The organism is Prochlorococcus marinus subsp. marinus str. CCMP1375, from assembly GCF_000007925.1.
GTDB lineage: Bacteria > Cyanobacteriota > Cyanobacteriia > PCC-6307 > Cyanobiaceae > Prochlorococcus_E > Prochlorococcus_E marinus.
The window spans coordinates 1,245,892-1,270,151 of sequence record NC_005042.1; the positions used below are offsets into that span (position 1 = coordinate 1,245,892).

Below are 24,260 nucleotides of genomic sequence, written 5' to 3' on the forward strand. Positions count from 1 at the left end.
AAAAGAATCTAATCAATTAATCTATTAAAAGAGCTTTTTCATATGCTAAGAAACAATATAAATTCTGACAAAGCTTTTCTTCCAATAAATGTTGTTGGGGTTACAGCCTCAGGAGTTTTCGGTCTTCCATTGGAACTCCAACAATTAATCCTCTCAGCAAAAAATATTTCTGCTCCTAAAAGAATATTAAATAATTTCGTTGAATGGTGGGAGCATCAAGCTGCAAATGCCCCCTCTCCAGAGCTTTTCCCAAGCGATAAACCCAATGAATTAATCGAATGGTTGAAGCAACGAAATCAAAAGACAGTTTTGCTAGCAAGTGGAGACCCTCTTTGGTTTGGAATAGGAAGAGTCCTACTTAATCATTTTCCATCAGAGCAACTAATCTTCCATCCTTCACCTACTTCATTGCAACTAGCTTTTGCGCAATTAAAGAGGCCTTGGCAAGATACAAGCTGGATAAGTTTGCATGGTAGAGATGCCAGCCCTCTCTTTAATCTTTTACAACAAAGGCCTAACGCGATTGGAATACTAATAGATCCAAATAAAGGAGGTGCAAACGAAGTTCGAGAGATACTTCATTCCTCTGAACTTGAAGACCAGTATGCTTTTTGGATATTTGAAAAGTTAGGACACAAAGAAGAACGTATTTTCAGAATATTTTCCAATGAAAAGCTATCAAAGTTAGATCCATTGCATCTAGTAGTTCTTATAAAAGAAAAAAAAATTATCAAGACCAAAAAAGAGCTCCCATTATTTGGAATAGAAGATGGTTTCTATCTGCAACATGCTGATCGACCTGGACTTATGACAAAGCGAGAAGTTCGTACTCAAGTATTAGCAGATCTTGAGCTTCCAGAAACTGGTGTTATTTGGGACATAGGTGCAGGAGTAGGAACTATTGGATTGGAAGCTTTAAGGTTAAGGCCAAACTTAAAATTATTGATGATTGAAAAGCGTATTGGGGGTAAAGAGTTAATCAATGAAAATGCTAAGCGCTTATCTGTTAAGCCAGAAATAGTAATTGAAGGAGAAGCTCTTAATTTTCTAGAAAAAGAATCAATTCCTATTCATATTTCAAAACCAAATAGAGTGATTTTAGGAGGAGGGAATAGTCGTAAAGATACTCTTCTAAAAATAATTCTTAGCTTCATTCAACCTCTAGGGATAATAGTTATCCCTTTAGCAACATTGGAGCATCTTGAAAAAACAATTCTAGTTTTAAAAGAAGCTGGCTGTGATGTGAAAATCAGTCAACATCAAAACTTTAGAGGTGTTCCCTTAATGCAAGGGACTCGTCTTCTTCCAATGAATCCAGTGTTTATTATTAAAGGAAAATTAAAATAAGAATATGATTTTTTAGTTCAATATTTTTCAGGTTTTGCAACATGAGGCAATCCCCATCCCAACTTTTTGCGAAGCACTTGGAAAAACTCATGATCAGTCAAGCGAATAAATCTTACTGGATGATTACTCTTTCGAATTAGAACCCTGTCTTCTGGCCAGACATAACAACCTGCTGTGCCATCCACTACCATCATCAATCTTTCAGGTGTCGCAGGGAAAACCGTAACGGGTTCTAAATCACTAAAGACAAGTGCTCTAGAGGCCAAAGAATGAGGAGCAATAGGAGTCAGCTGCAGCACTGGGCAATCAGGTGTAATAACAGGGCCACCTGCGCTAAGAGAATAAGCAGTGGAACCTGTAGGGGTTGAAAGGATGACTCCATCAGCTGAAATGTCAACAGGAGCATGTCTACCTATAGATATTTCAAAATGGCACATACTCGTCAAAGGTTCTCTATGCAATGCCATTTCATTAAGACAAAGAGCTTCCCATCGCCTTTGTTCTCCTCTCATTACACTAACAACAAGGCTAGTTCTCTCTTCAATTTCCCATTGACTTGCAAGTACTTGTTCTAAAGCTTTATCTATATCAGGGAGATATGCCTCGGAAAGGAACCCTAAATGGCCAGTATTAATTGTAAGTATTGGCACTCCAACTGGCGCTGTCTGTCGAGCTGCAGACAATACGGTGCCATCACCTCCCAAAACAATTGCTAATTTCATTGAAGGATCAAAACCTTCGGGGACACAAGCGTTGTAACCAAGGGTTCTCATATGTTGATCTGGATTGGCAAACCCAACCATCCCTCCAGAACTGCTTACTCGTACTACTTCATATCCAGATTTCTCCAGCTTAGACTCAATGCTGAGAGCAGCCTTTAAAGCGAGCTCCTTACCATCATTCAAAATCAGTCCTAGCCTAGGCACTGACAAAAACAAGCAAATAACTTATTCACTCTAACTAATTAAAACTGTTCTAAGAATCTCAGATCACTTGTATAAAGCCTTCTAATATCATCAATACCATGTCGAACCATACAAAAACGTTCAACTCCAAGTCCTGCCGCAAATCCAGACCACCTCTCAGGATCAATTCCTAACCCCTCTAAAACAGAAGGATCAACCATCCCACACCCCATAACCTCAAGCCATTTACCTCTCCATTGAACATCAACCTCTGCTGAAGGTTCAGTAAAAGGAAAATAACTTGCTCTAAACCGCACAGGCAAATCCCCAAAGAAAGCTTTTAGAAAAGCCATAACAGTTCCGCGAAGATGGCTAAAATCCAAACCCTCATCAATTGCTAAAACTTCTACTTGATGAAAAACAGGGGAATGAGTTGCATCTACAGCATCTCGTCTATAAACCCTTCCAGGGGCAACAATCCTAACTGGAGGGGCACTATTCTCTAAACATCTAATCTGGACAGGTGATGTATGAGTTCTTAAAAGTAAGTTATTACTCAAGTAAAAAGTATCTTGCATATCTCTAGCAGGATGATCTTCTGGAATGTTTAAGGCAGCAAAATTGTAAAAATCATTCTCTATTTCAGGACCCTCATGAACTTCATAACCAAGACCACAAAAGAGATCTACGATATGTTCTGTTGTTGTCAGCAAAGGGTGTCTGTGGCCGAAAGGGGTCCCAATTGGAGGAGCAGTTACATCAATCCTTTCACTTGCGATTAATTCATCTAGTTCCTTTTTCTTTAAAGTATTTAATCTATCTGTAATAAGTAGTTGAAGTTGATTTTTCAATAAATTTGCCCTTTGTCCTATTAATGGTCTTTCCGATCCTTTTAAAGTTGCCATAGAGCCAAGAATTTTTGATAAACGCCCTTTTTTCCCAAGCAACTGAATACGCAAATTTTCTAGAGATTCCTTATCGTTTGAAAGAGTAATATCATTTGCAGCCTCCTTCTCTAACCCTTCTAGGGAATCAGTTAGTTGTTTAAGAGATTCGTTTTGACTCACAAGAAAAAGGAATTGAATACAAACTTTAGACAGACATGGGGCCTAATTTTCCTAAAGAGCACACTTCATCCATGAAACCTTTGAAAATTTTAATTAGTAATGATGATGGTGTGTTTGCGGAAGGAATAAGAACTCTGGCAATTGCAGCTGCAAGTCGAGGGCATGAAGTAACTGTGGTATGCCCTGATCAAGAGCGCTCTGCAACAGGGCATGGGCTCACATTACAAGCTCCTATTAGAGCAGAAAGAGCAGATGAGCTTTTTAATGAAGGAATTCAGGCATGGGGATGTAGCGGAACACCTGCGGACTGCGTAAAACTTGCATTGAATGAACTTCTTAAAGAAAAGCCAGATCTTATTTTATCAGGAATCAATCATGGTCCAAATTTGGGCACAGATATTTTCTGTTCTGGAACTGTCGCAGCTGCTCTTGAAGGAACTCTTGAAGGTATTCCATCTCTAGCTGTAAGCATAGCCAGTTTTCAATGGCGCAAATTCAAACTAGCTGGAGAATTAGCATTAAATATTGCTGAAAATGCAATAAACCAGAAATGGCCTAAAAAACTACTTCTCAATTTAAATATTCCTCCTTGCGATTCAGAGCAAATGGGTAAACCAGGATGGACTAGGTTATCTATTCGCCAATATCAAGAGCAATTTAGCAAACGTAAAGATCCTAGGGGCAATGCTTATTATTGGCTGGCGGGAGAAGCTGTCAAAGACCTTGAATCTGCTGGAGATGGTCCTAAAGAATGGCCTAGTGACGTATCCCAAATAGAAACGAACTCACCTTCTCTTACTCCTATACAACCAGATTTATTTTGGCGAGGTAATGTTAATGATTTACCTAAATTAAATTAATAAGATCATTTCACACGATAGATCCGCTGAAGCAGCCAAAGAGAAAAGATCAACCCAATCAAGTGTGCAAAGAGTACTTGAGTATTGCTTAGTACCGAAAGCATTTCCAAAGAAGTAATTGGATAATTCTCCATTGATCTAACCCCAGCTCCGATAGAAATACCAGGAGCCTGCATAGAGGCTTGAACAAAAAGCGCTCCTGCTAAAGATTGATATCCAACAGAGGAAAAAACCAATCCCAACAGATCAACAATTAAACCCCTTTTTAACAATCTGCTTGTCTCAGCTCTGCTAGGTCTGGCTGGGGTATTAATTGATCTACCAGCAAGTACTATCAACCAACCCTGCCAAAGGCTGTATAACAATAAGAAGAAAGCCAAAGTGGTAAGGGATAATCCTGGCCCAAGGCCCAATGCTCTCTCTGAATTTCTTGCCAAGCTGCTTCCTATATTGTTAAAAAGCAACACACCAATCACAACAACTCCAAGCACTGTTTGGAACCAAAAGCGTATCCATCCAATACGACGCATGCCTAATGCAAGCAAAGGAAAATCGGGCTGCTCAGCCATCAAAATCAATACGGCATTAAGTCAAACTTGCCACCAAAACGAGAAAATTGCACGCTCATCTTGATATCACTCTGTTCTCCACTTCAAGCTCGTCTCCCTACGGCATTAGCTCTTGGGAGCTTTGATGGCCTTCATGCTGGCCATAGAAGCGTTATAAAAACAATCACTAGCAATACAACTGCTGTTCCTACAGTTGTAAGCTTTTGGCCCCATCCACGAGAAGTCCTTTATGGAGAATCAAAGCTTCGACTTTATCTTCCCTCAGAAAAGGCTTTGTTACTTGAACACTTAGGAGTAAAGCAATTAGTTCTGGTTCCATTTGACCTTTCTTTAGCATCCTTAAGTGCAGATGAATTCTTTCATGAAATCCTCATCAAAAACCTTCAAGCAAAACAAATTTCAGTAGGAGCTAATTTCAGGTTTGGAAAAAACAGAGAAGGTGATTCTGACAAATTGATAGAACTTGGGGAAAAAGCAAATATCAAAGTCAGAGTTCTAGAGATAATTGAAGATAACCAAGGCCGTATGAGTAGCAGCAGAATTAGAGAAGCCTTAAAAGATGGTGATATAAAATTAACAAATTCTCTTTTAGGAAGAGCTTATAGCTTTGGTGGGAAAGTTGTGCCAGGGAAAGGTATCGGAAGAAAATTAGGATGGCCTACAGCAAACCTAGAGATTGATGGAAGCAAGCTGCTTCCAGGTCAGGGAGTCTATGCAGTTATGACGAGAGCATCTGATGAAAAATCTTTTAGCCCTGCAATTATGAATTTGGGACCGCAACCAACCATCAATCCTCATGCTCCATCAGCAACAGAAGTTCATGTTTTAAATAAGCAAGTAAACCTAAAAGGGAAAGATTTAATTGTTGAACCTGTAGAAAGAATAAGAACTCAAAAGAAATTCACAACTCTAAAAGATCTAAGCAATCAAATTGAATTAGACGCGAGAAAAGCTATTTCAATACTTACTCAAAGGTAGAATTAAGATGGGGAGGGATAAGCATTAGCAAGTCCCCAAACCACAAAAAAGCCTATTCCACCCAGCAAGACAACTCCCCAAATCAGCACATTGGTGCTATCAAAATCTGCCTTTTCCATAACCTAAGGAATATGCAACCATTTAAAGGTTGGCACGAAATAGATGTCTGTCACCCCTAATCCAGATCAACATGTGGCTCAGCTCATAGATGCCAACTTAGATAGAGCAAGGGAAGGGCTACGTGTAATTGAAGACTGGTGCAGATTTAGCTTAAAAAATAAAGATATGGTTATAACTTTAAAAAACTGGAGGCAACAACTAGGGAAAGAGCATTACGAAATATACAAAAACGCGAGGTCCTCAAGCTCTGATCAAAGTGCAGGGTTGAGTCATCCAGCTCAAAAGGAAAGAATTCTTCCTCAACAAATACTTTCAGCTAACTTTGCGAGAATTCAAGAAGCTTTAAGAGTCATAGAAGAATTCTCTCGCATTTCTCACCCGAAACTGTCAAAAATTTCTGCACAGATTCGTTATGAGATCTATGACTTAGAAGTAATCATATTAAAAATTTCCAACCTCAATATGCTTGATGAAAAACTTAAATCTTGCAAACTTTGCCTTATTACAAGAACTCATCCAGAACTAATTAAGACTGTTTTGTTAGCACTAAAAGCAGGCGTAACTATGATTCAATATCGATGCAAAGAAACTCCTGATAATCAAATGATTGCAGAAGCAAAAGAATTAGCTTCTATTTGCAAAAGTTACAATTCTCTTTTCTTAATAAATGATAGAGCTGACATAGCATTAGCAGTAGACGCTGATGGAGTTCATCTAGGGCAAAAAGATATGCCAATACAAACAGCAAGAAAAATAATAGGGCATCAAAAGATTATCGGATTAAGTACACATTCATTAGAAGAAATTCAAAATGCCACATCTCAAGGCTGCAACTATATCGGTATAGGCCCTATCTTTAAAACCAAGTCCAAGCAAAATGATTTATCATTAGGTATTGATTTCTTCAGCAAAATCAATCTAAAAACTAATCTCCCATGGTTTGCAATTGGTGGAATTAATAAAGATAATATTGATAAAATAAAAGAAGTTGGGATAAAACGGGTCGCCGTAATAAATGCAATTATGGGAGCAGAGGATCCTTACCTAGCTAGTAAAGAACTTTTGGGGAAGCTGAAAAAATGAACCTAATAATAAATGGAGAGCAAAAAATCATTAACGCAAATTCTCAAGTTGCGAATTTAGCAATAGTTATTAAGGAGCTAGGATTTAATCCAAAATTAATAGTAGTCGAATTCAATGGTTTAATACTAAGTCCTCAAGTTTGGGAAACCCAGGAAGTAAGAGACGGGGATATTCTTGAGATAGTTACAATTGTTGGAGGTGGGTGCTAGCTCGGTCAATCAAATCCTAAAACCAATGACTTTATTTCTTTGAATATTAAAGTTAATCACAGCAACTAGAAAACATAGAAACTTCTAAGAAAAGCGAAAACCAACTCAAATCTTAAGCATTTATAAAAAACAAGGCAAAAAAAGGCTCTTTTTTGAAATCTTTATATTTTCTTTCGCTAAAAACTCGCAATATGTCTCGTGTCAGCGGTTTCACACAGTTAAGTTACCCATACGTTTTTTATTAATTAGGTGTCTGCTTCATCTCAGCCTGAGCCTCGGTCAATGAAGTGGGAGCTCAATGGCGAATTAGCTCAAAGAGATTTATCTGAGCTTGTCAATCGATTGCTTGATGTTGAATCAAAAAGCAACAGCAATGAGCTTTCACGATTGGGAACAAAATATGACAAAGAAGATTGATCTTCCTGAATACCTCTTGCGAATTTATAATTCATAGATCAACTTTTATTTAATAAGAAAATAATTTTTTGGAACCATCAAGATCACTGTTATGGGTCAATACACCTGTGCTACTTGAAGCTCTAGAAAGGTACCAAGAAGATCGACTTGCTCATCCAATGAAATTATGGGTAGAGCAGATACTTGAGTTGAATCAAAATTAGTTTTAAAAAATCAATATTTTTTAAAAAGGTCAGATTTAATAATTCTCAAAGCTGCCATAGCAGCTCCATATCCATTATCGATATTTACTACCAACAATCCTGGGGAGCAACTCGAAAGCATACTCAGCAAAGAAGCATTGCCTCCGCCACTTACTCCATAACCAACTGATACTGGCAAACCAATTACTGGCTGTGGAATCAATCCTGCAATGACTGTTGGCAAAGAGCCCTCCATGCCCGCACAAACAATAACAACTCTTGCTTTAGTAAATCTCTCTAGCTTTCCCAATAGCCTATGTAGTCCCGCTACACCTATGTCCATCAAGCAATCTGTTTGTATTCCATGCATACGTAAAGATAATTCTGCTTCTGCTGCTACCCCCACATCACTAGTCCCACCACTAACCACTAAAACCTCTCCTAAAGATGGATCAAGATCAAGCGGAGAGCCTAATGTCAAGCAAGAGGCCTGAGAATGATATTGAACACTTTCTAAAGTATCTAATATTTTTTCAGCTTTTTTATTATCCACTCTTGTTACTAAAGCCATTTGAGAGGTAGCTTGAAATCTCCTCAAAATCTCGCAGATCTGCTCATATGATTTGTGCTGACCCCATATAGCCTCAACCATGCCTAAGCGTTTAAGTCGCTCATGATCTAGCTTAAATTCTTTTTCAATCATTGAGGAAATAATTCACCTTGAGCTTTAATTGGAAAAGGATTCGATAATGTTTCCCCAGTTAAATCCTTTGCAATTTCCTCAAAAAGTTTTTGAATCTTATCAATCTCTTCTTGTGGAATTCTTTTCCAATCTTCTCGAGTAGCCCAACTTATAAGTAAAATTGCTTCTTGTTTTTGAGGGTTCCAAAGAAGCTGTCGGCCAAGGAATCCTTTTTGTTCTTTAAGCCAAGGTTCCCAACTTTTTTTCTCAGCAGTTAACCAAGCCCTTCTTTCTTGATCACTGACTTTTAGTCGAAGGTACTCAATAACAGTAGTGTCAGTATTTTTCATATCTACCTGATTTGCAGCATATACAACTTGAGCATTTGCAAGAAAAAGAGCCAAGAAAGAAAGAAACAAAGTTAATACAATGAAGATTTTCTTCCTAAGTAATTTTACGAAAAGCATTTTTATGTTTTTTCTAACAGCACAACTGCATGACTACTAATTCCTTCTTCTCTTCCCTCTGCTCCAAGCAATTCATTTGTTGTTGCTTTCACACCCACAGAAGAAGTTTCTATTCCTAGTTTATCAGCAATATTTTGGCGCATAGCATCAATGTGAGGCTTCAATTTAGGCCTCTCTGCAATAACAACTGAATCAATATTTACCACCTTCCATCCTTCCTCTTTTATTAAACATCCAACCTTTTCTAAAAGCATCAAACTATTTGCATCTTTCCATTGAGGATCATTTGGAGGGAAATACTTTCCTATATCCCCTAAAGAAAGAGCCCCAAGCATTGCATCCATTAAGGAATGAATCAATACATCTGCATCACTATGTCCATCAAGTCCTAACCCTTCTGGGTGATGAAGCCTAACGCCGCCAATGATAAGGGGTCTATCAGTCACCAATCGATGAATGTCATAACCATTACCGATACGAAAAGGCACAGAAGTAAATCCAGATAAATCTATTCTTGTCTTATTAGATGCCTCTTTTGCAACCCATAGTTCATAAAGATCTGGTCGTCGTTCTTTTGTGCGTTGCTCTCTTTTTTCCTGTCTCCAAGTAGAAATAGCTGCATGATTCCCACTAAGTAATACCTTTGGCACATTAAGACCCCTAAATATCTCTGGGCGCGTGTAATGAGGATGTTCAAGTAAACCATCTGCATGACTCTCATCAACCAATGATTCTGCGCTACCAATAGTCCCTGGAAGCAACCTTAAGACTCCATTGATAATTGTCATGGCAGCCAATTCACCTCCAGTCAAAATAAAATCGCCTAAAGATATTTCTTCATCAGCAAGAGTTCTAATTCGCTCATCAAAGCCCTCGTAATGTCCGCAAATAAAAACTAATTGCTCATATTCTTTAGCCCATCGCCACAAATCATTTTGTGTCAACTTGTTCCCTTGTGGTGTCATCATTAACACTCTTCTCTTCGGCAAGGCTGGGATGGATTCAAAAGCTTCAAAAAAGGGTTCTGTTTTTAATACCATGCCTACACCACCTCCATATGGCTCATCATCTACTTTGTGATAGCTATCCTTTGTAAAGTTTCTAGGATTATATAAATTCAAATCAGCAATTCCTGTAGAAAAGGCTCGTCCAATGACTCCTAGTTCATTAAGACTTTGAAAAGAATCAGGGGCTAGGCTTAATACATCCAGGCGATATGCAGTCATAACTTTTATTTCTCCCCAAAACCCAACTCGGCCAACCTTGCTGGCTTACTTCTCCAATCAGGAACAACCTTTACAAAAAGCTCAAGATATACAGGTCCATTTAAGAGTTTCTGAATTTGCATTCTTGCGCCTTTGCCTATTTTCTTCAACATAGAGCCTCCTTTACCGATCAATATTCCTTTCTGACTTTTCCGTTCTACTAAAACTGTTGCCAATATGGCAATTCTTTTTTTGCTAACCCCTTTTTTCTTGCTTGCAGTCATCTCTTCAATACGATCAATGCTCACAGCAACACTATGAGGAATTTCTTCTCTTGTGTTTAGAAGAACTTGCTCACGAATAAGTTCCCGCATCAAAATTTCTTCAGGTTGATCAGAAGTGACACCTGATGGATAAAGAAGAGGACCAACTGGTAATGTGCTTGAAATCTTTTGTATTAAGCCATCGCAACCTTTGCCGTTAATTGCGCTGCAACAAAAAAAGTTCCAGCCGGTGTTATTAAAGAAGCTTATATATTCCTTTATCCTGTCTGTACGTTGATTTTCTGTAACAAGATCCCATTTATTTAAAACAATGGTTACCGGTATGTTTTGACCCTTAAGTAATTTCACAATATAAGAATCTCCACTGCCAGGAGGTTCATTGCCATCAAAAATAAGCAAAATGCTGTCAACTTCCCCTATAACTTTTTTCGAAGTATTTACTAATCTTTCCCCCAGCAAATGATGAGGCTTATGAATCCCTGGAGTATCAACAAAAACCAATTGAGCCTTATTAATAGTCAAAATCGCTCTTAATCGGTTTCGCGTTGTTTGAGCTACAGGAGAAGTAATCGCAACTTTCTCTCCTACAAATTGATTAATCAAAGTTGATTTACCAACATTAGGCCTGCCAATCAATGCCACAAAACCAGACCTGAAACCCTCTGGAGTGGGCTCTAATGTTGACATAGTCAATGACTCTCCTCACACAGTTTGCTCCCTAAAGCAAAATAACTGTATGGACAAACAAACTCCGAGTTTTGAAGAAGCAATGAATGCTGCATCTTTATGGTGCAATGCTTGGGAAGAAGGCGAACTTAGCGATGAAGTTTTAGCTGACAGAGTCGCTGAGCTTGTAGAAACTATAAATGGAGCCAGAGGGTTCTTTGTCATTAGCCTTTCAAGCAACTCACCCCTTATGGACAGACTACCTGAAGCGCTTATATTTCGATTAAGAGCAGCTGGAGATTCCGTAATTGACCTTACAATCAGGAATCTTGCAATGAGCACTGCAATGTCATTGCATCATGAAAGAGATAAAAACCTAGAGCAAAAGTATAATTCCGAACAAATTAAAAGAAGATGTATAGAGCTTTTAAGATTACTTGAGCCAAATTCAGTTAAGGAAAAAATAGAACAGCTTATACAATCAATAAGTGGTGAAGGTTGTTACGGAGATTTCCTAAAGAGATGGGGCTATGATGAAGAGCAGAAAAAAGCCATAATATCAAGTATTAATTCTATTGTGGAAAATTAAATAAATAATAAAAAAGGAGGCATTATAAGCCTCCTTTTTTATTATTTATTTATAGAAATTAAACTATTAATCTCTTCGCCCACCTCCTTGCAAGGCAATGATTAAGCGAAGTATGAATACAAATAAATTTATGTAAGTTAAATACATGCCTAACGCACCAGCAAGATACTGCTCATCGTTATACCTACGGGGCATTGTATAAAAGTCAACAAAGGCCATTGCAACAAACAACACTGTTCCAAAACCAGCAATCATCAACTCAAATCCACTACCGCCAAACATTCCAGGTACAAAAAGACCTCCAATAAACTGAATAACCATTGCAATAATTAGGCCTACAAGGCCTAATCCAACCGCGCCAGTTAATGCTTGGCCAACACTGTCAGTCATACGACTTCCAACAAATGAAGCGATAACGAAAGTGATTCCAGTAGCAAAAGCTGCTGTTCCAACTGAACCAATGCCTGCTGTACCAATTGCTATTGCAACTATCCCACTCAAAGTGAAGCCTGTTAAAAGGCTAAAGCCTGTTAAAAGAGGTAAAGCCTTTGCATTATTTGCATTATTTGCTGCACTAGTTGCCATAAAAAACAGAACCAATTCTGCAATAAATGCAACTAAAGCAAGAGGTTGAAATAATCCAGGGTTAGAAGCCAATAAGGACAATCCACTCAATACTCCAAGAGCAGTAAGGACCATTCCTCCACCCACATAAGGCAAAGCCTTATTCACGACGTTTGGACCAACTAATGAATTCGATTGAGCGTCGCGAATAGCTTGCTGAAAATTGCTACTTGCTGGCATTTTTATCCAAGTAATTACTAAATACTTTGACAGAAAAAAATAATTTTCGCGAATTATTTCGTTCGGATGTCACTAACCTTTCTCTTTTTGTGCATATGCATCAACTACTTTGTGAACTAATGGATGTCGAACAATATCTGCCGAAGATAAATGGCATATAGCAATTCCTTGTATATTTTTAAGAACTTCAATGGCTTCCACCAGTCCACTTATCTGTCCTTTAGGGAGATCAATCTGAGTAATATCTCCTGTTACAACCATCCTAGACCTTTCTCCTAATCGCGTAAGAACCATTCTCATTTGCGCCGAAGTTGTATTTTGCGCCTCATCAAGAATAATAAATGCATCTTCAAGGGTTCTTCCTCTCATATATGCCAAAGGAGCAACTTCAATGACACCTTTATCAAATAATATCGATGTTTTTTCCAATCCAAGCAAAGCATGCAGGGCGTCATAAAGAGGACGTAAATACGGGTCAACCTTTTGTTGAAGATCTCCTGGAAGAAAGCCCAATCTTTCTCCAGCCTCTACTGCTGGTCTTGTCAAAATAATTTTCTCTATTTTTCTCTCCGTAAGCATTCGAACAGCCAAAACAGTTGCAAGAAAAGTTTTTCCAGTCCCAGCAGGGCCAAGAGAAAAAGTAAGATCATTCTTCTCCATGGCATCAACATAAGCCTTTTGGCGAAGTGTCCTTGGCCTCAAGAGATGGCCTCTTTGGCTTTTCGCTAAAACCTTATCTGCAAGAGAAGCATGATCAACTTCCTTGCCTTTATCAATAGAAGTTAAAGCAGCAGTTAAGTCAGCTAAAGAAACTATTTGTCCTTCTTCCCAAACTGGTCTAATTAACTCAACCAAAGCAGCGGCTCTTTCAATTTGACTTGAACGGCCAGTAATTTCAAGTTGTAATCCTCTTAAAACAATTGATGCCCCAGTTAGATCTTCTAATTTATGAAGTGTTGACTGACCTGCACCTGCTATAGCTATAGCCGCATCTGAATCAGGCAAATCAATTGAAAACCTTCCAGAAGACTCTGCTTCTGCCATGTAAATCCTAAGCTTCCGAAGAAGCTTCTAATGTTTCTGATTCTTCTACCTTCTCTTCATTAGCTTTTTCTTCATTAGCTTTTTTATTTTTGGCTGAAGTCTTAGCCTCTGATTTCCTTAACTCTTCTTGCTTGGATTTCCCAATCAATTCTGCTGGTCGAATTGTCTTTTCAAGAAGGCCACCTTTTTCTAATAAAGAGCGAACTGCATCTGTTGGTTGAGCACCTTGACTCAATCTCAGTCTAAGTGCCTCAGTATCAAGTCTTGTTTCCTTAGTTCGCGGATTGTAAAAGCCTAATTCCTGAAGTGGACGGCCGTCTCTACGCGATGTGCTATTACAAGCAACCAGGCGAAAACTAGCTTCCCTCTTCTTGCCAAACCGCTTCAGGCGGAGCTTGATCATATTCGCTTAATTAAATTGTTGATTAAAGGCAGTGATTAAACACTTACCAAACAAACATTCTAACTTGTTGAGTGCTACAAATCTCCAAAACCTTTCTTTTTTTTATGAGGACGTTGACGCTTAGGCTTATTAATTGGCCCTCCTCCTCCTCTAGAAGCATACTGATTTGGCATCATACCAGGCATACCTCCTGGCCCACCCATCCCTGGGAATCCACCCATACCAGGCAATCCGCCACCACTAGACATTTGTTTCATAAGGCCCCTCATCTTCTGAAAGTCTGCTAACACCTTGTCTACTTCTACTGGTGTATGCCCACTCCCAAAAGCAACTCTTTTCCTTCTAGAGGGCTGAGCAGCAAGCAACTCAGGCTGGGTTTGCTCTGCATTAGTCATAGATCCAATCATTGCTTCAATGCGTTTTAGCTGATCTTCACCACTCTTTAACATTCCATCATCGATTTTATTCATTCCAGGAATCATTTTCATCAGCCCTCCTAAAGAGCCCATCCTTTTAATCAATCTCATCTGCTTAACAAAGTCAGAAAAGTCAAAAGTTGCCTCTTGAAACTTTCTTTGCATTTGCTCAGCATCAGCAATCTCAACTTCCTTCTGGGCTTTTTCAACAAGAGTTAAGACATCACCCATGCCAAGAATCCTGCCAGCCATTCTTTCTGGATGAAAAGGCTGCAAAGCTTCTACCTTTTCCCCCGTACCAATAAACTTGATAGGCTGGCCGCTTACTTTCCTAATTGAAAGAGCAGCCCCACCACGCGAATCACCATCAAGCTTCGTTAAAACAGCTCCTGTAATACCAACTTTTTCATGGAACGCTCTTGTGAGGTCTGCAGCTTCTTGACCAATCATTGAGTCAACTACTAGCAAGACTTCGTCTGGATCGACAGCTGATCGAATGCGGACCATCTCATTCATCATTTCTTCGTCTATCTGTAATCTTCCAGCTGTATCAACTATCAACGTGTCAAAATCTTCTTCCTGAGCCTTTTTCAATCCAGATGCTGCAATATCTTCAGGCTTAGATTCTTTTCCAAGACTAAAAACCTCTACATTTATCTGTTTGCCTAACGTATTTAGTTGGTCTATTGCTGCAGGCCTGTAGACATCTGCCGCAACCATTAGCGGCTTTAGACCTTTATCTTTTAAATATAAGCCTAATTTTGCAGCTGCTGTTGTCTTCCCTGCACCCTGAAGCCCTGCCATAAGTATCACGGAAGGCTTTTTTGTCGAATCAGCCAATGGAGAATTCGCACCTCCCATCACTTCTACCAATTCTTGATGAACAACTTCAATAAATTTCTGTCCTGGATTAACCCCTCTAACTACTTCTGCCCCAATAGCTTTATCACGCACTTCCTGAACAAATTGTTTAACAACGGAAAGACTTACGTCTGCTTCTAAAAGAGCACGTCGAACTTGTTTAAGTGCAATATCAACATTGTCTTCACTGATTTTATTCTCGCCTCTAAGGCCTTTTACAGCATCTTCAAAACGTGCCGAAAGCTCATCAAACATCTGATTAGAGTCTTAATCTATTTGACTTATAGCTTAGCTAAATAGCAACCATATCAAACTAAGAATCATGACCTAGTTACCACTATAGAAATCAAGCAGCTTCCATTGCCCCTTTTTTCTTCCTAAAATATATTTTACTGTTAGAGATGGAATACTTGTTTCAGATACTACATCTCCAGACTCTTTGACCCTTTGATCCCTATATGAAATTCTTGCCTTTACTGCAATCCTCTTACTTGTTTGATCTTCTATTTCTAAAGATTCCACCTTAGTCGTAATAATCTGTTTCTCTTTTAAAGATATATCTTTTAATCTTTGTTGATTGACTATTTTAACTAATGGTTCTCTAGCAACCTTATTCAAAGCATTACTTTCCTTGCCTAAAAGTATATCTGCCTTAGATTGCAACCAAACTTTTATTAGCCTAAGGATTTGCTCTTCAGAAGGCTTTGATGCAGTTAAAGGAGAGAAAGTAAGTGGAACTTTTAAATCTTGAGATTGTTTTCCCTCAGAGCTAACTTCATCATCAATAATCTTTTCGGAAGAATCATTCTTAATCTTTGATGTGCCCAAAACAGTGCTATCTGGTACTAGGGTTCTCATGGAAACCAAACTTATTAAGCCACCAGAAACAAATAACAAAATAAAAACAAACGTTCCTAAAAATAAACGGTTGCTCTTAAGAGCAAGTTTGATCATCGAAAAATTCAGATCTGGTCTTAATAAAGATGAAATTATGTATTTATAATTTTCAAAAAGGTTCTGGGCAAAGGTAAATCTTCTTACATTTTCTTTTCTCAAAAGGACATCATTTAAAGGCGAATCATCCAAATCGTCTGCAACAGAATCAAAATTAGATTCAGATTGTTTTGAATCCAAAGATTCATTTGACTGGTATTTTTCTGGAGACATTCCAGAGATCAATGATAGTCCAGCCCGAGCTATACCTAACGCACCTCTCTTTTCAATTTTATCTACATAATCTTGAACATCTCTATCAGCAAACCAGGCTTCTAAATCTACTGAATCAACATCAATGTCTCTAAATCCAGGCAATACATCCCTCAACAGCCAATTTCTAGAGTAATCGCATAAGGCCGCCAGCCTTTCTCCAGGATATTTATCTAACCATTCTTTTAGCCCCTGATCAGGACTATTTCTAAAACACTCTTCAGCTTGCTGAACATCTGCAAGTAAAAGATCTATGCAACCAAGAAGAGGCATTGAATCAAAACCTCCTTGCAGATTAAGCTTATTAATTCGCCTCTTCGCTTTTTGCAATTGTGCTGGTTTACGCCTATAGAAGCCAGATGCAACTAATGAAATAGCACAGAGAAATCCTGCATCAGGAGATCCATTTTTATACCAATGTGAATAAAGGTCTATCTGTTCTTGAACTGTTAAAAATTTCCTAATCTGTTGAAAAAAGATCTCAAAATCAGATTGATTCAACTCATCTCCCAAACGACTTAATTTCTTTCCTTCTAGTCCTCCTCTTTTCAAAACAAAACTATCAAGCAAATTAAGTCCTTCTTGATGAGAGTTTTGATCAGATAAATCTCTACTAAGTAAGTCTAGGATTCTATACGGAAGTAATGCTTCAAGTTCTTTTTCCAGATTCTGTCTGTTCTCCGGGAGTTTACCCATCCTCTGAAGTAACTGGATGCCTTCTTCTAAAAGCTCTGCAGAAGATGAATAATGCCTCTGTTCCTGCTCATGTAAAGCAGCATCTCTACAAGCTAAAGCTGCCAAAAGAGTTAAATCGGACTCTCTTCCACTACCAAGAGCAGGAGCCTGGGGAGGGCGGAGTGCTTTACGAGCTAACTTAAATGCCTCATAAGAAATATCTGCTTCCCATAAAAGTATTAAGCCTGCAACTTCTCTATTAGATGAAAATTCAAGGCCTGAAGCACCTCCTAAAAGGGCTGTTTCATAATTTTCTCGCAACTGTTTGTTGCAAAGCAAGTCGGCAGAACGGCGTAATAGTTCCGCTCGTTGCGCTATTACTTCAGGAGTAAATCCATCTTGAGGAGCGCGATCTAAGCGCAAATGGAAGAATCTAAGTACTTCCTCAGTGTCAGAAGAAGGACTTACTCCAAGTAAACGAAAATGATCGATCGGTAGTTCCAATCAACATCAAGCTATTTAGAAACAAACTTTAGACAGAACAAAGATCTCTGCAATGATTTTCCCATCGCCCTTTAAAGTCGTACATGGAGACTGTCCATTAAATGATGCAATCAACCAACGTGACCAATCAAGAAACAACCAATAATATTTCTTTAAGAAGTGCACACGCAGAGCGAGTTAGCAAACTCTCTACTCAAGAGCCTGCTCAAGTGAATCGCGAAACAGGATTGAAAATTTTTAGAGATATGACCTTAGGAAGAAGGTTTGAAGATAAATGTGCAGAAATGTATTACAGAGGCAAAATGTTTGGGTTTGTCCATCTCTACAACGGTCAAGAGGCTGTCAGCTCTGGTGTAATTTGTGCAATGCAACAAAAACATGACTGGTTCTGTAGCACCTATCGAGACCATGTTCATGCTCTAAGTGCCGGAGTCCCCGCGAGAGAGGTTATGAGCGAATTGTTTGGCAAAGAATCAGGTTGCAGTAAGGGGAGAGGAGGTTCCATGCACCTTTTTTCTAAAGAACACCATTTATTGGGAGGATATGCCTTTATTGGAGAAGGCATTCCAGTAGCCCTTGGGTCAGCCTTCACCAGTCGATATAAAAAAGAGGTTTTTAATGAAAAAGGTAGCAATTCTGTTACAGCAGCGTTTTTTGGTGACGGTACATGCAATAACGGTCAATTTTATGAGTGTTTAAACATGGCCCAACTATGGAAGTTGCCAATACTTTTTGTTGTTGAAAACAACAAATGGGCTATTGGGATGGCTCATGATCGAGCAACTAGTGATCCTGAAATTTGGAGGAAAGCAAATGCATTTGGTATGAAAGGAGAAGAAGTTGACGGGATGGATGTTCTTGCCGTGCGTGGGGCCGCTCAAAGAGCAATAGAAAGGGCTCGCGCAGGAGAAGGGCCAACTTTGCTCGAATGCCTAACCTATCGATTTAGAGGCCATTCACTGGCAGATCCCGATGAACTTAGATCAGCAGAAGAAAAAGACTTTTGGGCCAGTAGAGACCCTTTAAAGCTTCTTGAAAAAAATCTTACTGAAAAGGATTTAGTTTCTAGTAAGGAACTAAGAGCTATAGAAAAAGAAATTGATCAGGAAGTTGCAGATGCGGTTGAATTTGCAATTGGATCAGCTGATCCAAAACCCGAAGAACTCACAAAATATATATGGGCAGAAGATATTTAATTTTAAATAAAACTATCTAAAGATAAAACTTGGTATAAATGTTTTTTGCAACCACTTAAATACCACTAGGCAACTTTCTAGTTAGATTCCTTAATTTTCTTAAGGACTTTAATTCAACTTGTCTTACACGTTCCCTAGAAACTTCAAGCAAACGTCCTATTTCAGCAAGTGTATGCCTGTCGTTACCTTCGAGGCCAAACCTTAATTTAAGTACATGCTGTTCTTGCTCGCTTAAATGAGTTAACCATCTTCCAAGTTGCTCCTGATGAATACTTTGCTCAACCTTATCCAAAGGTTCTTCTACTGAACTATCAGCAATCAAATCTCCTAGGAAACTTCTTCCATCATCTCCATTAACAGGCGCATCGAGACTACTAGTCGTCAATGCTTGACGCAATATGGAATCAAGCTCTTCCACTTCTATATCCATTTCTTCAGCAATCTCAAGACGATTTGGCATTGCCCCTAATTTATGCGCCAAATCTAGGCTTACTTTTCTAATTGTTGCAAGCCTTTCGCTCAAATGAACGGGTAACCGAATTGTACGGGACTGACATGCAATCGCTCTAGTCATACTTTGCCTTATCCACCAGAAAGCATATGTAGAAAATTTATACCCTCTAGTTGGATCAAACTTTTCAACAGCACGTTCTAATCCAAGTGAACCTTCTTGAACAAGATCTAAAAGTTCCAAGCCTTTACCTTGATATTTTTTGGCAACACTCACAACAAGACGCAAGTTAGCTTTCATCATGCGTTCTTTAGCCCTTCTTCCTATTCGTATAGATCGTCTTTCATGGGATGTAAATTTCTTTGTTTTCTCATTAACCATTCCATCTTCGGTCAAATTCATCATTACTTGAACTTGATTCCCTAATTCAATTTCCTCTGCTGGAGTTAATAAAGGAACTCTTCCAATAGTTGCTAAATACCAACTAATTGGATCTGTGCTGCGTCGTTTCTGCGATTCAGCAGGCTTGGGTGCTGATGAAACCATTTTTTCTTTCCCAAACTTTTATAGTTGACTTTCCTACGGATTTCGTAAAAGAGGCCAATGCTTCCAAAACCCTTCAGATTCTTGCGTTGGAACGTAAACATTTCGCCCAAAAAACGTCATTTATCACCTCTTTATGTATCAAATTGAACCTTTTTCATTTGGATGGCCTTGAAGAGTTTTCCCAATTTTTTAGAAACAAATGCTGCATTAGTGCCTTCTTCACATTCACTAGCGGCATAAGAATGTATCAGAGCAGCAACTGCTAATAGACCATGATCAAAACTTCCTTCAGAAATCATCCCCAAAGCTCCAATACCTCCAACAAAACCTGCTAATACATCACCCAAGCCAGCACGAGCAACAAAAGAGGATGTATTAGTCAATTGCCAAATCGGGCCATTAGGGACTGCAATAACAGTGTTAGCACCTTTAAGCAAAACTCCTACGCCACTTATACGCGCTGCTAAAGACGCCGCATTAATGGGAGAAGAAATGTCAATTTCAGGGAAAAGCCGGCAAAATTCATTCGGATTTGGAGTGATCCAAGTAGGCCCTTTACGCTTGCGAAACCATTCCCAACCCTGTTGTGAGCAAGAAATCCTATTTAAAGCGTCAGCATCTAATACCAAAAGGCCTAAAAACTCTTCAAGAATTAATGCTGAATCCTCCCATTTTTCTATAGACAAACCTATACCAGGGCCAACTACCAAAGATTCAATTCGATCAAACTTAATCTTTTTAAGACATTTAATTAATTCAATTTCTTCATTGCTTTCTTCTTCAAAAACAACTTCAGGAACTTTTATCCAAGCATACTTCGAAATGCTTTTTGGTAAAAAGGCCTGCACACTTCCAGTACCACTTGCAATAGCACCCTGCAATGTCAACAAAGCAGCTCCTCGATACTTCTTGCTACCAGCAATAACTGCCAGTCTTCCACGTTCATACTTGCTTGCATTGCATTCTATTTGAGGAGCTTTCAATGAAATAATGTCATTTGACGAAATTTTCAGAGGAACATCTTTAGGCAGCAAATTTAAAACCCCGGATGGGATTCCAATATCAATTCTTTTGAGACTTCCCACATAAGGCAAAGCCATATCTTGAAGCAAGCCAACTTTAATTAAGCCAACAGTCAAAGTAGAAATAGCTCTGGCTGCACAAGTATCAAAAGTTTTACCTGTATCTGAACAAATTCCAGCTGGCACATCCAAGCTTATTAATTTGCCAGGGGTAAATTTCTCTCTTTTTTTAAACAGATTTCCTATTTCTTTAGGTAAAGGCTTAGTTTGTCCTAAGCCAAAAAAAGCCTCAATCCAAAAGCAATTTCCAGTAACATCTGGTTCGCTTTGCAACTGCGTAATACCAATAGATATGCAATAAGACAAATGGCTCTTAGTTAATGACCTCTTTATTGGGAATGGGCACCATAAAGAGACATCAACACCATCCAAGAAAAGTTCTCTTGCTACTACAAGACCATCACCACCGTTATGCCCAGGACCAACTAAAACAACAACACCACTTTCTAAAAGATTAAAATTGCTTATCAGAAAATCTTTCATTGATAATCCAACCTTCTCCATTAATGCTTCTTCGGTCATCCCATACGAAAAAAGCTTTTGCTCTATCTCTTTCATCTGTGAAGATGAGACAATTAAATGGTCAGCATCAGATTTAGGCCAGCTCAAAACTATTCCGCGTCTTAACCCACTATGGAGAAATTAATGCGGTAATGACAATTACTCCTAAAAACAAAAGAACTTCTTCTATACCCAAGAGTCAAACGGCAACAATTGGAGGGGAAGAGGTTTTAAAAAAACTAAAGGGCGTAGAAGGAGATCATTCTATTGCTGTAGGGCTTTCAGGTGGAGTCGATAGCTCGTTAACTGCTGCTCTACTTGTAGAGGCAGGCTGGAACGTTGAAGGAATAACTCTTTGGCTAATGAGCGGCAAAGGGTCTTGCTGTACAGATGGTCTAGTGGATGCTGCGGGTATATGCGAACAACTAGGAATACCTCATCATGTAATAGATGCTAGAGAAACATTTCAAAGAGAGATTATTGAATCACTCGTTAAGGGATATCAGGAAGGTATGACTCCATCACCCTGTTCAAAATGCAATAGATTTGTAAAGTTTTCTCCAATACTGGAATGGGCGGAGCAAAATCTTGGCCTAAAACGTATTGCTACCGGTCATTATGCCCGAATAAAGCATTTGCAAGAACCAATAAAAATTTCTTCTGCTAAAGAAAATCAAATAAGAAGACATCAACTATTGAGAGGTCTTGATCAAAATAAAGATCAAAGCTATTTCCTTTATGATTTGTCGCAAGAAATCTTAGAAAAAGTAATTTTTCCTCTCGGAGAGCTTAAAAAAGCAGACACAAGAAAAGAGGCCAGTCGAATTGAATTAAGGACAGCAGAAAAACCAGAGAGTCAAGACTTATGCCTAGCCGAACATCATGGATCAATGAAAGCCTTTTTAGATGAATATATATCTCCTAGAAATGGTGAAATACTTTTGTCAAATGGCCAACTTTTAGGACAGCATGATGGAATTGAACACTTCACAATTGGGCAGCGAAAAGGGCTAGGAATCGCGTGGAAAGAACCTCTCCATGTAATAGAAATTCAATCTTCTACAAATCGAGTGATAGTTGCACCTCGATCAGAAGCAAGTAGAGATAATTGCACTGTTGGATCAATTAATTGGGTATCAATAGAACCGCCTTCTAAGAAAACAATAGTAGAAGTTCAGTTGCGTTATAGAAGCAAGCCAGTATTAGCAACTTTAACTCCTATTAAGCCTTTGAAAAAAGACATTGAAAATGATCGTCCCTATCGCTGTAATCTTCAGTTTCAATCAGAACAATTTTCTATAACACCTGGTCAAGCAGCAGTCTTTTACGAAGGGGAAATTCTTCTGGGTGGAGGGATCATTGAAGGAAACTAAAATTAAGCCTTCCCCTTTAAACGAGCAATGAAACATAAAACAATTAAAAGGCTTGAGATCAAAGGGATCTCTCCCCAACGGACGTATCCACTAATTTTTTGAGAGACGTTAATATCTATAACACCTACACCTTCATTGAAAGGCTCAATGATGGATTTGATTTTCCCAGAGCTCAAAATCATAGAAGTTGGGCCTGTATTCGCAACACTAATTAAATTTCGAGCAGATTCAATACTTCTCAATTGTGCTAAAGCAAGAAACTGCCTTTGCAGAGAAATCGGATAAGGATCAAGGTTTGCTATAGCCAGAATCCATTCCGCTCCATCAAAAATTGCTTTAGCCAAATTATTACCATCACTTAATTCATAACAAATCGCCACTGCCAAAGGGCCTCCATCCCAATCAAAGAATCTAGACGCATCCCCTGGATCAACTCCACCAACAAAAGACAATCCATTCCAATTAACACCAGGTAACGATGGGAGCCATTCTCCTAAAGGAACTAATCGATGCTTATCTATTGCAGAAGAATAACTAGTACTACCTTCATTAAAAACAAGCAAAGAGCTCATTTGCTTGTTTTTAACCCTTCTAAAGCCCCCTGAAAGTAATGGCAAAGGAGATGGTGCAAGAAGATTCTGTCCTGCTGACAGTGTCCCCTCAGGAGCAACCATCCAATCTGCTCCCAAATTATCAGCTTCTTCTAAAGCATCCTGGAGAGAAATAGGCAGTCTCTTTAATTCTCTCAAAGTGAATTTCTGTCTTGTAGGAATATTTGTTTGCCAGAGTGCTATACGTTTAGAAGAAGTGAATTCATTATCAGCTAAGAGAATCCATCCAATGCAATGAGCCAATAGAAGAGAGCAAACTCCTAAAGCAAATAATCCCAACCATGGTGATCCTTTTTTAAAAGCAAATATGATTTTCCATACCCACCAGCCAAGAATTAATTGAAGTGCAGCCAAGCCTCCTGAGCCAAACCATCTTGCTAAGCCAGCCAGCCATCTATCATAAGGCAATAGACTATCGCCAAGACCAAACCAAAAAAAAGGGCTTTTAGCAAGACCTACTTCAACAAGACCCCATATCAAAGAAAGCGCAATCACATATAAGAGCTGATCCTTTGTAGAGCTATTGAGGCGCCTTTGAAAAAAAGGGATTTGCCCAATCAAACTCCAAAGAGCTACTAACAACCCTCCAAGCAATCCACAAGAAAACCAAATCAAAATTGCTATTGGTAGACTAAAAGCTATAGGGACACCAATCCAAGTCAAAGGGTGAAGATATAACAGCCATCTATAACTGAGAAGAATTGCAAACAAACCCCAAAGGAAAACTGCCGAAGGGAATGCCATAGAAGCCCAAAGGCATGCTGTAGAAATCCATATAAAAACAACTCCACCTTGAGAAAGGCCTACCCCTGCAAGCAAACCTCCAACTGTTCCAGTTAAAAAGGCAAAATATTTAGAACGACTTAGAGCTAGCATTCGACACTTTCTGCAAAAATCATTTGATTCTTATTAGTTTCAAAAAGTAAGAAATACCTTAATAACAAATCTTCTGCGAGA

The 24,260-nt window shown here is 38.8% G+C and carries 25 protein-coding genes; 10 read left to right on the forward strand and 15 right to left on the reverse strand.

Annotation, left to right across the window (positions count from 1 at the left end):
- The first annotated feature begins 42 nt into the window (after positions 1-42).
- Complete coding sequence (locus PRO_RS06605) at positions 43-1,347, forward strand: bifunctional cobalt-precorrin-7 (C(5))-methyltransferase/cobalt-precorrin-6B (C(15))-methyltransferase (protein ID WP_011125493.1); 1,305 nt, start codon at positions 43-45, stop codon at positions 1,345-1,347.
- A 17-nt stretch (positions 1,348-1,364) separates the two neighbouring features.
- Here PRO_RS06605 and PRO_RS06610 read toward each other — a convergent pair whose 3' ends face one another.
- The gene (locus tag PRO_RS06610; RefSeq protein ID WP_011125494.1) at positions 1,365-2,273 is read right to left on the reverse strand and encodes an NAD(+) kinase; all 909 of its coding nucleotides are present in this window, start codon (positions 2,271-2,273) and stop codon (positions 1,365-1,367) included.
- Between the two features lie 38 nt (positions 2,274-2,311).
- Positions 2,312-3,319, reverse strand: coding sequence for a phenylalanine--tRNA ligase subunit alpha (pheS, locus tag PRO_RS06615; RefSeq protein ID WP_011125495.1), 1,008 nt, complete (start codon positions 3,317-3,319; stop codon positions 2,312-2,314).
- Positions 3,320-3,390: 71 nt separating this feature from the next.
- Between pheS and surE the strand changes: the two genes are divergently transcribed.
- Positions 3,391-4,179, forward strand: a complete 789-nt coding sequence (gene surE, locus PRO_RS06620; RefSeq protein WP_011125496.1) for a 5'/3'-nucleotidase SurE — start codon at positions 3,391-3,393, stop codon at positions 4,177-4,179.
- A gap of 5 nt (positions 4,180-4,184) precedes the next feature.
- Here the strand turns inward: surE and PRO_RS06625 are convergent, their stop codons facing one another.
- Positions 4,185-4,748 (reverse strand): DUF3611 family protein, encoded by a 564-nt coding sequence (locus tag PRO_RS06625; RefSeq protein WP_011125497.1) that lies wholly within the window; start codon positions 4,746-4,748, stop codon positions 4,185-4,187.
- A 27-nt stretch (positions 4,749-4,775) separates the two neighbouring features.
- Between PRO_RS06625 and PRO_RS06630 the strand changes: the two genes are divergently transcribed.
- From PRO_RS06630 to PRO_RS09615, 5 genes are all read left to right on the forward strand, one after another.
- Positions 4,776-5,726: a bifunctional riboflavin kinase/FAD synthetase gene (locus tag PRO_RS06630; RefSeq protein WP_036891899.1), complete on the forward strand. Its 951-nt coding sequence runs from the start codon at positions 4,776-4,778 to the stop codon at positions 5,724-5,726.
- Between the two features lie 162 nt (positions 5,727-5,888).
- The gene (locus PRO_RS06635; protein ID WP_011125499.1) at positions 5,889-6,929 is read left to right on the forward strand and encodes a thiamine phosphate synthase; all 1,041 of its coding nucleotides are present in this window, start codon (positions 5,889-5,891) and stop codon (positions 6,927-6,929) included.
- On the forward strand, positions 6,926-7,138 hold the full coding sequence (thiS, locus tag PRO_RS06640; protein WP_011125500.1) for a sulfur carrier protein ThiS: 213 nt from the start codon (positions 6,926-6,928) through the stop codon (positions 7,136-7,138). Before PRO_RS06635 ends, thiS begins: the two co-directional genes overlap by 4 nt.
- A gap of 282 nt (positions 7,139-7,420) precedes the next feature.
- A complete protein-coding gene (locus PRO_RS09610; RefSeq protein WP_052039700.1) occupies positions 7,421-7,555 on the forward strand; it encodes a hypothetical protein in 135 nt (44 codons plus the stop codon).
- A gap of 68 nt (positions 7,556-7,623) precedes the next feature.
- Positions 7,624-7,758: a hypothetical protein gene (locus tag PRO_RS09615; protein ID WP_011125502.1), complete on the forward strand. Its 135-nt coding sequence runs from the start codon at positions 7,624-7,626 to the stop codon at positions 7,756-7,758.
- Between the two features lie 10 nt (positions 7,759-7,768).
- On the opposite strand, the gene larB is transcribed toward PRO_RS09615, so the two are convergent.
- Genes larB through era form a run of 4 tightly spaced genes read right to left on the reverse strand, consistent with a single transcriptional unit; the run spans position 7,769 to position 11,062 of the window.
- Complete coding sequence (larB, locus tag PRO_RS06645; protein ID WP_011125503.1) at positions 7,769-8,440, reverse strand: nickel pincer cofactor biosynthesis protein LarB; 672 nt, start codon at positions 8,438-8,440, stop codon at positions 7,769-7,771.
- Entirely contained in the window at positions 8,437-8,886 is a 450-nt protein-coding gene (locus tag PRO_RS06650) for a TIGR03792 family protein (protein WP_011125504.1), read from the reverse strand. The genes larB and PRO_RS06650 overlap by 4 nt, the downstream gene beginning before the upstream one ends.
- Positions 8,887-8,888: 2 nt before the next feature.
- Positions 8,889-10,112 (reverse strand): tRNA (guanosine(37)-N1)-methyltransferase TrmD, encoded by a 1,224-nt coding sequence (gene trmD / locus PRO_RS06655; RefSeq protein WP_011125505.1) that lies wholly within the window; start codon positions 10,110-10,112, stop codon positions 8,889-8,891.
- Between the two features lie 5 nt (positions 10,113-10,117).
- Complete coding sequence (gene era, locus PRO_RS06660; RefSeq protein WP_011125506.1) at positions 10,118-11,062, reverse strand: GTPase Era; 945 nt, start codon at positions 11,060-11,062, stop codon at positions 10,118-10,120.
- A gap of 49 nt (positions 11,063-11,111) precedes the next feature.
- On the opposite strand from era, the gene PRO_RS06665 reads away from it, so the two are divergent.
- Positions 11,112-11,630 (forward strand): hypothetical protein, encoded by a 519-nt coding sequence (locus PRO_RS06665; RefSeq protein WP_011125507.1) that lies wholly within the window; start codon positions 11,112-11,114, stop codon positions 11,628-11,630.
- 66 nt (positions 11,631-11,696) lie between these two features.
- Here the strand turns inward: PRO_RS06665 and PRO_RS06670 are convergent, their stop codons facing one another.
- The 5 genes from PRO_RS06670 to PRO_RS06690 all read right to left on the reverse strand — a co-directional run bounded on the left by PRO_RS06670 (position 11,697) and on the right by PRO_RS06690 (position 17,543).
- Entirely contained in the window at positions 11,697-12,434 is a 738-nt protein-coding gene (locus PRO_RS06670; protein ID WP_011125508.1) for a Bax inhibitor-1/YccA family protein, read from the reverse strand.
- Positions 12,435-12,506: 72 nt separating this feature from the next.
- Complete coding sequence (locus PRO_RS06675) at positions 12,507-13,478, reverse strand: PhoH family protein (RefSeq protein WP_011125509.1); 972 nt, start codon at positions 13,476-13,478, stop codon at positions 12,507-12,509.
- Positions 13,479-13,485: 7 nt separating this feature from the next.
- Entirely contained in the window at positions 13,486-13,881 is a 396-nt protein-coding gene (rpsP, locus tag PRO_RS06680) for a 30S ribosomal protein S16 (protein WP_011125510.1), read from the reverse strand.
- 74 nt (positions 13,882-13,955) lie between these two features.
- Entirely contained in the window at positions 13,956-15,413 is a 1,458-nt protein-coding gene (ffh, locus tag PRO_RS06685) for a signal recognition particle protein (protein WP_011125511.1), read from the reverse strand.
- A 72-nt stretch (positions 15,414-15,485) separates the two neighbouring features.
- Positions 15,486-17,543 (reverse strand): ARC6/PARC6 family protein, encoded by a 2,058-nt coding sequence (locus tag PRO_RS06690; RefSeq protein ID WP_011125512.1) that lies wholly within the window; start codon positions 17,541-17,543, stop codon positions 15,486-15,488.
- Between the two features lie 101 nt (positions 17,544-17,644).
- On the opposite strand from PRO_RS06690, the gene pdhA reads away from it, so the two are divergent.
- Positions 17,645-18,739 (forward strand): pyruvate dehydrogenase (acetyl-transferring) E1 component subunit alpha, encoded by a 1,095-nt coding sequence (pdhA, locus tag PRO_RS06695; RefSeq protein WP_011125513.1) that lies wholly within the window; start codon positions 17,645-17,647, stop codon positions 18,737-18,739.
- 55 nt (positions 18,740-18,794) lie between these two features.
- Here the strand turns inward: pdhA and PRO_RS06700 are convergent, their stop codons facing one another.
- On the reverse strand, positions 18,795-19,736 hold the full coding sequence (locus PRO_RS06700; RefSeq protein ID WP_011125514.1) for an RpoD/SigA family RNA polymerase sigma factor: 942 nt from the start codon (positions 19,734-19,736) through the stop codon (positions 18,795-18,797).
- Positions 19,737-19,867: 131 nt separating this feature from the next.
- Positions 19,868-21,427, reverse strand: coding sequence for a bifunctional ADP-dependent NAD(P)H-hydrate dehydratase/NAD(P)H-hydrate epimerase (locus PRO_RS06705; protein WP_011125515.1), 1,560 nt, complete (start codon positions 21,425-21,427; stop codon positions 19,868-19,870).
- An 80-nt stretch (positions 21,428-21,507) separates the two neighbouring features.
- Here PRO_RS06705 and mnmA point away from each other — a divergent pair, with 80 nt between their 5' ends.
- A complete protein-coding gene (gene mnmA, locus PRO_RS06710; RefSeq protein ID WP_036891980.1) occupies positions 21,508-22,692 on the forward strand; it encodes a tRNA 2-thiouridine(34) synthase MnmA in 1,185 nt (394 codons plus the stop codon).
- A gap of 2 nt (positions 22,693-22,694) precedes the next feature.
- On the opposite strand, the gene PRO_RS06715 is transcribed toward mnmA, so the two are convergent.
- The gene (locus PRO_RS06715) at positions 22,695-24,179 is read right to left on the reverse strand and encodes an apolipoprotein N-acyltransferase (protein ID WP_011125517.1); all 1,485 of its coding nucleotides are present in this window, start codon (positions 24,177-24,179) and stop codon (positions 22,695-22,697) included.
- Positions 24,180-24,260 lie beyond the last annotated feature (81 nt).